10 protein-coding genes are annotated in these 12,037 nt (G+C 71.6%); 5 read left to right on the plus strand and 5 right to left on the minus strand.

Translation table 11 applies throughout. From position 1 onward, the window contains the following. The first annotated feature begins 78 nt into the window (after nt 1-78). The 5 genes from ABZX67_RS00880 (at nt 79) to lpdA (ending at nt 5,091) form a co-directional block, all read left to right on the plus strand. Nucleotides 79-1,047 carry an ABC transporter ATP-binding protein gene (locus ABZX67_RS00880; protein WP_355352726.1) on the plus strand — a complete coding sequence of 323 codons (969 nt, stop codon included), beginning with the start codon at nt 79-81 and terminating at the stop codon, nt 1,045-1,047. Continuing rightward, complete coding sequence (locus tag ABZX67_RS00885; protein ID WP_355352344.1) at nt 1,044-1,952, plus strand: ABC transporter permease; 909 nt, start codon at nt 1,044-1,046, stop codon at nt 1,950-1,952. The genes ABZX67_RS00880 and ABZX67_RS00885 overlap by 4 nt, the downstream gene beginning before the upstream one ends. Then, nucleotides 1,949-2,860, plus strand: coding sequence for an ABC transporter ATP-binding protein (locus ABZX67_RS00890; protein ID WP_355352347.1), 912 nt, complete (start codon nt 1,949-1,951; stop codon nt 2,858-2,860). Before ABZX67_RS00885 ends, ABZX67_RS00890 begins: the two co-directional genes overlap by 4 nt. A 16-nt stretch (nt 2,861-2,876) precedes the next feature. Next, nucleotides 2,877-3,596 carry an ABC transporter permease gene (locus ABZX67_RS00895; protein ID WP_355352350.1) on the plus strand — a complete coding sequence of 240 codons (720 nt, stop codon included), beginning with the start codon at nt 2,877-2,879 and terminating at the stop codon, nt 3,594-3,596. A gap of 91 nt (nt 3,597-3,687) precedes the next feature. Continuing rightward, nucleotides 3,688-5,091, plus strand: a complete 1,404-nt coding sequence (lpdA, locus tag ABZX67_RS00900; RefSeq protein WP_355352353.1) for a dihydrolipoyl dehydrogenase — start codon at nt 3,688-3,690, stop codon at nt 5,089-5,091. A gap of 166 nt (nt 5,092-5,257) precedes the next feature. Here lpdA and ABZX67_RS00905 read toward each other — a convergent pair whose 3' ends face one another. The 5 genes from ABZX67_RS00905 to ABZX67_RS00925 form a co-directional block, all read right to left on the minus strand. After that, on the minus strand, nt 5,258-6,085 hold the full coding sequence (locus tag ABZX67_RS00905) for an HAD family hydrolase (protein WP_355352356.1): 828 nt from the start codon (nt 6,083-6,085) through the stop codon (nt 5,258-5,260). Beyond that, entirely contained in the window at nt 6,082-7,359 is a 1,278-nt protein-coding gene (gene serS, locus ABZX67_RS00910; RefSeq protein WP_355352358.1) for a serine--tRNA ligase, read from the minus strand. The genes ABZX67_RS00905 and serS overlap by 4 nt, the downstream gene beginning before the upstream one ends. A gap of 558 nt (nt 7,360-7,917) precedes the next feature. Next, nucleotides 7,918-8,853 carry a prephenate dehydratase gene (gene pheA / locus ABZX67_RS00915; RefSeq protein ID WP_355352361.1) on the minus strand — a complete coding sequence of 312 codons (936 nt, stop codon included), beginning with the start codon at nt 8,851-8,853 and terminating at the stop codon, nt 7,918-7,920. A gap of 50 nt (nt 8,854-8,903) precedes the next feature. Beyond that, nucleotides 8,904-10,142, minus strand: a complete 1,239-nt coding sequence (efeB, locus tag ABZX67_RS00920; RefSeq protein WP_355352364.1) for an iron uptake transporter deferrochelatase/peroxidase subunit — start codon at nt 10,140-10,142, stop codon at nt 8,904-8,906. Between the two features lie 2 nt (nt 10,143-10,144). Beyond that, nucleotides 10,145-12,019 (minus strand): copper resistance protein CopC, encoded by a 1,875-nt coding sequence (locus ABZX67_RS00925; protein ID WP_355352367.1) that lies wholly within the window; start codon nt 12,017-12,019, stop codon nt 10,145-10,147. Nucleotides 12,020-12,037 lie beyond the last annotated feature (18 nt).

Here is a 12,037-nt window from a genome sequence, read left to right on the forward strand (position 1 = left end):
CGCCTTGAGTCGGACACCGATCCAGCCGCCAGGTCTGACGCCCGCTGTGGTGTCCGCCACTACCGTCGAAGCGTGACTGTGATCGCGACCGAAAGCCTCAGCAAGCGGTTCCCCAGGGTGACCGCTCTCGACCGGCTCTCCCTGGACATCGGGCCCGGTGTGACCGGACTGGTGGGTGCCAACGGAGCCGGCAAGTCCACCATGATCAAGATCCTGCTGGGCCTGTCCCCCGCCACCGAGGGCCGCGCCGAGGTCCTCGGCCTCGACGTCGCCACCAGCGGCGCCGCCATCCGCGAGCAGGTCGGCTACATGCCCGAGCACGACTGCCTGCCGCCCGACGTCTCGGCCACCGAGTTCGTCGTGCACATGGCCCGCATGTCCGGCCTGCCGCCCACCGCCGCCCGCGAGCGCACCGCCGACACCCTGCGCCACGTCGGCCTGTACGAGGAGCGCTACCGCCCCATCGGCGGCTACTCCACCGGCATGAAGCAGCGCGTGAAGCTCGCCCAGGCCCTCGTCCACGACCCGAAACTGGTCCTGCTCGACGAGCCGACCAACGGCCTGGACCCGGTCGGCCGCGACGAGATGCTCGGCCTGATCCGCCGCGTGTACACCGACTTCGGCATCTCGGTCCTGGTCACCTCCCACCTCCTCGGCGAGCTGGAACGCACGTGTGACCACGTCGTCGTCATCGACGGCGGCCGGCTGCTGCGCTCCAGCTCCACCAGCGACTTCACCCAGGTCACCACCACCCTCGCGGTCGAGGTCACCGACTCCGACACGCACCCCGACGGCACGGCGGCGCTGCGCGCGGCGCTCACGGCCGCCGGAATCAGCCTCCACGCGCGCGTGGAGGACGGCCTGCCGGGCGCCGGGCACATCCTGCTCCTGGAGGCGACCGGCGAGGAGACGTACGACATCGTGCGCGACACCGTCGCCGAGCTCGGCCTCGGCCTCGTACGGATGGAACAGCGCCGCCACCACATCGCCGAGGTGTTCCGGCCGGAGACCGCCAAGGCCCCGTCCCTGGAGGCGCAGCCCCGATGAGCACCGAGACCCAGAACCAGAACCCGTCCCAGACCCAGACCCAGATCCACAACATCGGCTACCGCGGCTACGACGGGCCGCGCCTCGGCCGGGCGTACGCGCGCCGCTCGCTCTTCTCGCAGTCGCTGCGCGGCGCGTACGGACTCGGCCGCAGCGCCAAGTCCAAGGTCCTGCCGATGATCCTCTTCGCGGTGATGTGCATCCCGGCGCTGGTCGTCGTCGCCGTGGCCGTCGCCACCAAGATGACGCAACTCCCCATGGAGTACACCCGGTACGCGATCTTCACGCAGGCGCTCATCGGGCTCTATCTGGCCGCCCAGGCGCCCCAGTCCGTCTCCCGCGACCTGCGGTTCAAGACCGTACCGCTGTACTTCTCCCGCCCGATCGAGCGCGTCGACTATGTGCTCGCCAAGTACGGCGCGATGGCGTCGGCGCTGTTCATCCTCACCGCCTCGCCGCTGCTCATCCTCTACATCGGGTCTCTGCTGGCGAAGATGGACTTCGCCGATCAGACCAAGGGCTTCGCACAGGGGTTGGTCTCCGTGGCGCTGCTGTCCCTGCTCTTCGGCGGCATCGGGCTCGTCCTGGCCGCGCTGACCCCGCGCCGCGGCTTCGGCGTCGCCGCCGTCATCGCCGCCCTCACCATCTCGTACGGAGCCGTCTCCACGCTCCAGGCGATCGCCTGGGGCACGGACTCCCTGGACGCCATCCCGTGGCTGGGCCTGTTCTCGCCCATCACCCTCGTCGACGGCGTACAGACCGCCTTCCTCGGTGCCACGTCGTCCTTCCCCGCCGAGGCGGGGCCGGGCGCCGGTGCCGGCGTGGTGTACCTGCTGGTCGTCCTCGCGCTCATCGCTGGTTCGTACGGCGTCCTGATGCGCCGCTACCGAAAGGCCGGGCTGTGACAACGCTCCACATCGACCACGCTTCCCGCTGGTTCGGCAATGTCGTGGCCGTCAACGACGTCAGCATGACCATCGGGCCGGGGGTGACCGGACTGCTCGGCCCGAACGGCGCCGGCAAGTCCACCCTGATCAACATGATGGGCGGCTTCCTCGCCCCCTCCACCGGATCGGTCACCCTCGACGGGGAGCAGATCTGGCGCAACGAGTCCGTCTACCGCCGGATCGGCGTCGTACCGGAGCGGGAGGCGATGTACGACTTCCTCACCGGCCGCGAATTCGTCGTCGCCAACGCCGAGTTGCACGGCCTGGGCGCGGCCGAGGCCCAGAAGGCCCTGGCCACGGTGGAGATGGAGTACGCACAGGACCGCAAGATCGCGACGTACAGCAAGGGCATGCGGCAGCGCGTGAAGATGGCCTCGGCCCTCGTCCACGAGCCGTCGGTGCTGCTGCTGGACGAGCCGTTCAACGGCATGGACCCGCGCCAGCGCATGCAACTCATGGAGCTGCTGCGGCGAATGGGCGCCGAGGGGCGCACGGTCCTGTTCTCCTCGCACATCCTGGAGGAGGTCGAGCAGCTCGCCTCCCACATCGAGGTCATCGTCGCCGGACGGCACGCCGCGAGCGGCGACTTCCGACGCATCCGCCGCCTGATGACGGACCGCCCGCACCGCTACCTGGTCCGCTCCAGCGACGACCGCGCGCTCGCGGCCGCGCTGATCGCCGACCCGTCCACCGCCGGCATCGAGGTGGACACGGCGGAAGGCGCCCTGCACATCCAGGCGGTGGACTTCGGCCGGTTCACGGAACTGCTGCCGAAGGTCGCCCGCGCGCACTCCATCCGGCTGCTGACGGTCTCGCCCTCGGACGAGTCCCTCGAGTCGGTCTTCTCGTACCTCGTCACGGCCTGAAGGGAGCCTCACGACCATGTACGACCCCACTGTCGCCCGGCTCACCTACCGGGCCCTGCTCGGCCGCCGCCGGGCCGCGATCCTCTTCGTGCTGCCCGCGCTGCTGCTGCTCATCGCGGCCGCCGTCCGCACCTTCAACGGCGCCGACGACCAGATCGCCGCCGACGTCCTGGGCGGGTTCGCGCTCGCCACCATGGTGCCGCTGATCGGCGTCATCGCCGGAACCGGCGCGATCGGGCCGGAGATCGACGACGGCTCGATCGTCTACCTGCTCGCCAAGCCGGTGAAGCGGCCCACCATCATCTTCACCAAGCTCATCGTGGCCATCGCCGTGACCATGGTCTTCTCGGCCGTGCCGACGTTCCTCGCCGGGCTGATCCTCAACGGCAACGGCGGGCAGGTGGCGGTCGCGTACACCGTCGCCGCGCTCGTCGCCTCGATCGCGTACAGCGCGCTCTTCCTGCTCCTCGGCACGGTCAGCCGCCACGCGGTGGTCATCGGGCTCGTGTACGCGCTGCTGTGGGAGGCGCTGTTCGGCTCGCTGATCGCCGGGGCGCGCACGCTGAGCGTCCAGCAGTGGGCGCTCGCCGTGGCCGAGGAGGTCAGCGGCGCGGGGCTCATCGCCTCGGACGTCGCCCTGCCGGTGGCGACGGTGCTGCTGGCCGGGGTGACGGTGGCGGCGACGTGGTACGCCGGGCAGAAGCTGCGGACGCTCACCCTGGCCGGGGAGGAGTAGGGCGTACGTCTCAACGGCGGGTGGCCGCTTCTCCCCGGGATTACTGTGGGGCCGAACGACTCGCACGCACTCACAACCTGGGGAGCAAGCCATGTCAGACCGCTTCGACGTCGTCGTACTCGGAGCAGGCCCCGGCGGATACGTCGCCGCCATCCGCGCCGCCCAGCTGGGCAAGCGGGTCGCGGTGGTCGAGGAGAAGTACTGGGGCGGTGTCTGCCTGAACGTCGGCTGCATCCCCACCAAGGCGCTGCTGCGCAACGCCGAGCTGGCGCACCTCTTCACGCACGAGGCGAAGACGTACGGCATCAAGGTGGACGGCGAGGTGTCCTTCGACTACGGCGAGGCGTTCCGGCGCAGCCGCACGGTCGCCGACGGCCGGGTCAAGGGCGTCCACTTCCTGATGAAGAAGAACAAGATCACCGAGTTCGGCGGCCGGGGCACCTTCCTGGACGCGAACACGATGCAGGTCGCGCTGACCGACGGCACCACGACCACGATCTCGTTCGACCACTGCATCATCGCGACCGGCGCCACCCCGCGCCTGCTGCCGGGCACGCGCCGCAGCGAGCGGGTCGTGACGTACGAGGAGCAGATCCTCAGCGACGAGCTGCCGCGCTCGATCGTGATCGCGGGTGCCGGCGCGATCGGCATCGAGTTCGCGTACGTGCTCCACAACTACGGCGTGAAGGTCACCATCGTCGAGTTCCTCGACCGGATCGCGCCGTTGGAGGACAAGGACGTCTCGGCGGAGCTGGCGAAGCAGTACCGCAAGCTCGGCATCGACGTCCTGACCTCCACGCGGGTCGAGTCGATCGACGAGTCGGGCCCGCAGGTACGGGTCACCGTGACCGGCAAGGACGGCAAGCAGCAGGTCCTGGAGGCCGACAAGGTGCTCCAGGCGATCGGCTTCGCTCCGAACGTCGAGGGGTACGGCCTGGAGAACACGGGCGTGCAGCTCACCGAGCGCGGCGCGATCGACGTCGACGGGCGCTCGCGCACGTCGGTGCCGCACATCTACGCGATCGGCGACGTGACGGCGAAGCTGATGCTCGCGCACACCGCCGAGGCGATGGGTGTCGTGGCGGCCGAGACCATCGCGGGCGCGGAGACGATGGAGCTCGACTACCCGATGATCCCGCGCGCCACGTACTGCCAGCCGCAGATCGCCAGCTTCGGCTGGACGGAGGAGCAGGCGCGGGAGAAGGGCTTCGACGTCAAGGTCGCGAAGTTCCCCTTCATGGCGAACGGCAAGGCGCACGGGCTGGGCGACACCACCGGTTTCGTGAAGCTGATCAGCGACGCGAAGTACGGCGAGATCATCGGCGCCCACCTGATCGGGCCGGACGTCACGGAGCTGCTGCCCGAGCTGACGCTGGCGCAGCAGTGGGACCTGACGGTCCACGAGGTGGCGCGCAACGTCCACGCGCACCCGACGCTGGGCGAGGCGGTCAAGGAGGCCGTGCACGGCCTCGCGGGCCACATGATCAACTTCTGACCCCCTAGGGATCCCGCGGCGTCACCGGTGGTTAATCCGGTGGCGCCGCGGCGCGTGCGCGGGGGACATTGGTGGGGCAGGCCACCGAGACCGGGGGCGGCCGCTTCGAGCGCGCGTCCCGCGATGCGGGCCGCGCGGGCCGCCCCCTCCCGGGGTTCCGTTCGCCTCAGGCGCCGGCGCCGGCCAGCAGCGCTTCCAGCGTCACCGCGATGCCGTCCGCCTCGTTCGAGGCGGTGATCTCGTCGGCCACGGCCTTGAGGTCCTCGTGGGCGTTGGCCATGGCGACGCCGTGCGCGGCCCAGGCGAACATCGGGATGTCGTTCGGCATGTCGCCGAACGCGATCGTGTCCGCGGCCTTCACGCCCAGGCGGCGGGCCGCCAGGGAGAGACCGGTCGCCTTGCTGAGGCCCAGGGGGAGGATCTCCACCACGCCGGGGCCCGCCATGACGACGTCGACCAGACCGCCGACCGTCTCGCGGGCGGCGCGGGCGAGGTCGTCGTCGTCGAGCTCCGGGTGCTGGATGTAGACCTTGGTCAGCGGGGCCGACCAGACCTCGGTCGGGTCGTCGTAGGCGACGTACGGCAGCGGGCCCTCCTGGACGCGGTAGCCGGGGCCGACGAGGACCTCGCCGTCGAGGCCGTCACGGCTCGCGGCGAGCGCCAGGGGGCCGACCTCCGCCTCCAGCTTGGAGAGGGCGAGGCCCGCGAGCTGGCGGTCGAGGGTCACGGAGGTCAGCAGGCGGTGCTCGCCGGCGTGGTAGACCTGCGCGCCCTGGCCGCACACCGCGAGACCGTCGTAGCCGAGGTCGTCCAGTATGTGGCGGGTCCACGGCACGGCCCGCCCGGTCACGACGATGTGCGCGGCGCCCGCCGCCGTCACGGCGGCGAGCGCGTCGCGCGTACGGGCCGAGATCGACTCGTCGGAGCGCAGCAGCGTCCCGTCGAGGTCGGTCGCGACGAGTTTGTACGGGAAGCCGTACGGACGGGAGGTCACTTGGCGACCGGCTCCAGGATCTCGCGGCCGCCGAGGTACGGGCGGAGGACCTCCGGCACCCGCACGGAGCCGTCCGCGAGCTGGTGGTTCTCCAGGAGGGCGACGATGGTGCGCGGGACCGCGCACAGCGTGCCGTTCAGGGTCGCCAGCGGCTGGACCTTCTTGCCGTCGCGCATGCGCACGGACAGGCGGCGCGCCTGGAAGCCGTCGCAGTTGGACGCGGACGTCAGCTCGCGGTACTTGCCCTGCGTCGGGATCCACGCCTCGCAGTCGTACTTGCGCGAGGCGGAGGCGCCCAGGTCACCGGTGGCGACGTCGATCACCTGGAACGGCAGCTCCAGCGAGGTCAGCCACTGCTTCTCCCACTCCAGGAGCCGCTTGTGCTCGGCCTCGGCGTCCTCGGGCGCGACGTACGAGAACATCTCGACCTTGTCGAACTGGTGCACGCGGAAGATGCCGCGCGTGTCCTTGCCGTACGTGCCGGCCTCGCGGCGGAAGCACGGCGAGAAGCCGGCGTAGCGCAGCGGCAGCTTGTCGGCGTTGATGATCTCGTCCATGTGGTACGCGGCGAGGGGCACCTCGGACGTACCCACGAGGTAGTAGTCGTCCTTCTCCAGGTGGTACACGTTCTCGGCGGCCTGGCCGAGGAAGCCGGTGCCCTCCATGGCGCGCGGCCGCACCAGCGCCGGCGTCAGCATCGGGGTGAAGCCGGCCGCCGTCGCCTGCGCGATCGCGGCGTTGACGAGGGCGAGCTCCAGCAGGGCGCCGACGCCCGTCAGGTAGTAGAAGCGCGAGCCGGAGACCTTCGCGCCGCGCTCGACGTCGATGGCGCCGAGCGCCTCGCCGAGCTCCAGGTGGTCCTTGGGCGCGAAGCCCTCGGCGCCGAAGTCGCGGATCGTGCCGTGCGTCTCCAGGACGACGAAGTCCTCCTCGCCGCCGACGGGCACGTCGGGGTGGACGAGGTTGCCGAGCCGGAGGAGGAGCCGGCGGGTCTCCTCGTCGGCCTCGTTCTGCTCGGCCTCGGCGGCCTTGACGTCCGTCTTGAGCTGCTCGGCCTTCGACAGGAGCTCGGCGCGCTCCTCGGGGGAGGCCTTGGGGATCAGCTTGCCGAGCGCCCTCTGCTCGGAGCGGAGTTCGTCGAAGCGGACGCCGGACGACCTGCGCCGCTCATCGGCGGAGAGCAGGGCGTCGACGAGGCCGACGTCCTCTCCACGGGCGCGCTGGGAGGCGCGAACACGGTCGGGGTCCTCACGGAGCAGGCGAAGGTCAATCACCCCCCCAGGCTACCGTCGCGTGCTCGTGCCACCCCACCCGATATCGCCGGAATGAAACAACGCGGGGGGTGGGTGACGGGCGATAAAGGCGGATTTCCTTCTCCGGAAGGGGCGATTCCCGGAACGGGTCCGGAGGGCGGAGGCGTCACGCGGCCGTGCGGGGGCGGGTGTTGTCCACAGGGAGGTGTCCGCATGCTGAGTTATCCACAGACTGTGCGGAAGTTCTGTGGACTCAGGAAAAGATCACGGCGAATGCCGCAATCGGACCACAGGATTCCTTGGTCAAACCCCGTTCCAGCACTCATTCGAGTGGGAATTCCACCCCCTAAGGGGGTGATCAAGGGAATGAGGGTGACGAGGGGCGACATGGCACCCCGTGGGGGTACCTGGGGGCACCTACGGCGACTGGGGCGATTTGTCGACGTTGTCGGTGTGTGTCGGCTTGGCTGTGTCGACTTGTCCCCAGGTCGAGAAGCAGCCCTGTGGATAACTTTTGACGGCGTGAGGCGGCGTGAGGCGGCGTGAGGCGATGCGAGGCCGCCCGAGACGGCCCATGCCTCAGGCCCGGCCGTCCAAGCAGCGGGCCAGCCAGTCCGAGGCGGCCGTGAAGTCGTGGTCGGACGTCCCGGGACGCAGGGCGGCCACCTCCTCGGGAGTCATGCCCGCGCGGGGGTACGACCCCAGGAACCGCACCTTCGGGCAGATGCGCTTCAGGCCCATCAGCGCCTCGCCGACCCGCCGGTCCGCGATGTGGCCCTCGGCGTCGATGGCGAAGCAGTAGTTGCCGATGCCGGCGCCGGTCGGGCGCGACTGGATGAGCATCAGGTTCACGCCCCGTACCGCGAACTCCTGGAGCAGCTCCAGCAGCGCGCCCGGGTGGTCGTCGCCCAGCCAGATGACGATCGACGTCTTGTCGGCGCCCGTCGGCGCGGCGGGCCGGCCGGGGCGGCCCACGAGCACGAACCGCGTCTCCGCGTTCTCGGCGTCGTGGATCTCGGTGACCAGGGCTTCCAGCCCGTACGTCGCCGCCGCGAAGGCGCCCGCGAAGGCGGCGTCGTACCGGCCCTCCTGCACCAGCCGCGCCCCGTCCGCGTTGGAGGCGGCCGACTCCCACACCGCCTCCGGCAGATGGGCCCGCAGCCAGTTGCGCACCTGCGGCTGGGCCACCGGGTGCCCGGTCACCGTCTTGACGTCGGACAGCTTCGTGCCGGGTCGCACCAGCAGCGCGAACGCGATCGGCAGCAGCACCTCGCGGTAGATCATCAGCGGCTCGCCCGCCGCGAGCTCGTCGAGGGTCGCGGTCACCCCGCCCTCCACCGAGTTCTCGATTGGTACGAGCGCGGCGGCGGCCTCCCCGTTGCGCACGGCGTCCAGGGCCGCCGGTACGGAGACCATCGGCACGAGCTCCCGGGTGGCGGCTTCCGGGAGCGTACGCAGGGCTGCTTCGGTGAAGGTGCCCTCGGGACCGAGATACGTATAGCGCGTGGCCGACATACCGTCACCATAGTCCGCTCGGCCGAGTGCGCCGCGAGGGTGCTGGAGGACTAGCCCTCCAGCAGCCCCTGCCCCACGTACTCCCCCTCGGCCGGGCCGCCCGGGACCGCGTACAGGCCGCTGGACTCGTGGCGGATGAAGGGCGACAGCGCGTCCCCGCGGTCCAGCTTGCGCTGCACCGGGACGAAGCCGGTCTGCGGATCGGCCTGCCAGGCGATGAACAGCAGCCCGGCGTCCGGTGTCCCGTCCGGGCCGATCCCGTCGTGGAAGGAGAACGGGCGCCGCAGCATCGCCGCGCCGCCGTTCTGCTCGGGCGCGGAGATGCGGGCGTGGGCGTTGTCCGGGATGACCAGCTTGCCGTCCGGCCCGGTCTTGTCGAGGTCGAGTTCGGTGGTCTCGCTCCCGCCCGTCAGCGGGGCTCCATCCGCCTTCCGGCGCCCGATGACCCGCTCCTGCCGGGCCAGGGGCAGCTTCTCCCAGTCGTCCAGCAGCATCCGGATGCGGCGGACGACGGCGTACGAACCGCCCGCCATCCACGGCTGGGGGCCGCCCTCCGGGACGAAGACCCGCTCGTCGAAGTCCGGGTCGGACGGCTTCGGGTTCCCGGTGCCGTCGACCTGGCCCATCAGGTTGCGGGCGGTCATCGGGTGGGCGGTGGCGCCGGGTGAGCGGTTGAAGCCGTTCATCTGCCAGCGCGCCTTCGCGGCCGCGCCCGTCTCCCGCTGGATCACGCGCAGCGCGTGGAAGGCGACGAGCGCGTCGTCGGCGCCTATCTGCACCCACAGGTCGCCGTTCGACCGCTTCGGGTCCAGCCGGTCGGAGGAGAAGGCGGGCAGCGGGTCCAGCTCCGCCGGGCGCCGCGCCGCCAGCCCCGTACGGTCGAAGAAGGACGCGCCGAAGCCGAAGGTGACGGTCAGGGAGCAGGGCCCCGCGTCCAGGGCCACGCCGCTGTCCCCGGCGCCCACCGGCTCGCCCGCCATCAGCAGCTCGGCCGCCGCCGACCAGCGGCGCATCAGCGCGGCCGCCTCCCTGCGCCCCGCGCCCGGTGCCAGGTCGAAGGCGACCAGGTGGCCGCGCGCCTGCAGCGGCTGGACGATGCCCGCCTGGTGCGCGCCCCGGAACGGCACGGCGGTCCGGCCCACCGCCGCGAGCGGCGTGCCCGGCTCGGCGCCCGATGTGGCGGCGTACGCGGCGGCGCCGCCGGCCGCGCCGAGCACCAGCCCGGTCGCGCCGGCCGCCCCGACGGTGCCGAGCAGCCGGCGCCTCGAAAGTTCCAGGTGGTCGTTCACGGTCAGCCGATCTTCACGTTCTTGTCGATGGTCGTCTGGTCGATGTCCGAGGTGCGGACGGTGACCTGGAGCCGCCACTCGCCGGGCATCGGGATCTGTACGCCCTCGGCGCTCCAGTGTCCCGCCGCGATCCGGTCCGGCGTGACGGGCAGCGGGCCGATCTGCTGGGCCTCCAGGGTGAAGGACACCTTCAGCTCGGGTACGTCGAGGGGCCGGCCGTTCGCGCCGTCCACGAAGACGTGCAGGGCGTTCGCACCGGAACGGGCGGGCGTGAGGCTGAGCCGTACGGTGCCCTTTCCGTTGGCGCCGCCCGTGTCGAAGGGCAGCCTCAGATCGACGGGCCGGTTCGGTACGGGGGTGGACGCCGCCGACTGCGTACGGCCCGCCTCCTCCTCCGTACGGCCCGGCTCGGTCGTCGTCAGTACGGTGGTGACGGCGAGCAGGACGACGGCGATGGCCGCCTCGGCGAGGACGGAGCGGCGCAGCCCCGCGCGCCCGGGATCGGCGTCACGCGACCGCTTGGCGCGGGCGGCCGCCACGGCGGCCCGCTGGCGGGCGAGCTGCGCTGCCCGCTCGCCGTCCTCCGGGACGGTGACCGGCTGCTCCTCTTCCTCCTCGGGCAGGGCGGCCGGCGCCTCCGTCAGCCGCTCCGTCCAGCGGCGCGAGGTCCACGCGACCCCGACGAGCACGCCGACCAGCGCGACCTTGACCAGCAGCAGCCGCCCGTACGAGGTGCCGGTCAGCGCCGACCAGGAGCCGACCTGCCGCCACGACTGGTAGATCCCGGTCGCGGCCAGGACCACCACGGACCCGAACGCGATCCGCGAGAACCGCCGTACCGCCTCCCGCTCGATCGACGGGTCGCGGTACAGCGTGACGAGCAGTGCGGCGAGCCCGCCCAGCCAGGCGGCCATCGCCAGCAGGTGCAGGACGTCGACGGGCATCGCGATGCCCGGCTGGAGCCCGGCGGAGGCGTGCTCGGAGAGCGCCCAGGTGCCCGCGATGCCGGCGGCGATCACCGTGCCGCCGATCGCGAGCCCGAAGGTCAGGTCCTTCGTCTCCGCCTCGTCCTCGCGCCGCGTGTACGCGCCGAAGAGCACCGCCACGAAGAGCGCCGCCGCGCCGAGCAGCAGCAGCCGCGAGACGAGCGCCGCGCCCGTCTTGGTCTCCAGGACGGAGCCGAGCGCCGCCAGGTCGAAGGCGTCGCCGAGCGTCCCCGACGCCGTGTACGGCGCGCGCAGCAGCAACAGCGCGAGCGTGGCGGCGGTCAGCGTCACCCAGCCGCGTACGACGAGCCGCTGCAGCGGACGCAGGGACGCGCCGCGCGGCCAGCAGGCCAGGATGAAGGCGGCGCCACCCGCCAGCAGGATGAAACCGGCGTACGAGACATAGCGAGCGATGTCATACAGGATGCCGACGGCGCCGCCGCCCGCCTCCTGCTGCGGCAGCGCGACGCTTGTCTCCGACGGCGCTCCGATGGAGAAGGTGAACGCGCCGGCGATCGGATGGCTGTCGGCGGAGACGGCGCGCCAGGCGACGGTGTACGTGCCGTTCGGCAGTCCGGCGTGCAGGTCGACGCCGTACCTGACGACCGCTCCGGTGCTCAGGTCGCGCAGCTTCTTGGTGTCGGCGCGCTTGCCGCTCGGTTCGAGCACCCGGATCGAGTCGTCGTCCATGGCGACCTGCTCGGAGAAGGTGAGCGTGACGCCCTTGGGCGCGGTGGCGACCACCGCCCCGTCCTTCGGGTCGCTCCCGGTCAGCGCCGCGTGCGCGGACGCGGGCGCCGCGCCGGTGAACAGCGCGCCGAGCAGCACGGCCGCGACGAGCAGCAGCCGGGACAACCCGCGCGGCCGGGACAGGGCGGTGGTGGCTGTCATGGTGGTGTGTCCCCCGGA

The sequence above is a fragment of the Streptomyces sp. NPDC003036 genome, assembly GCF_040611175.1.
Classification (GTDB): Bacteria; Actinomycetota; Actinomycetes; order Streptomycetales; family Streptomycetaceae; genus Streptomyces.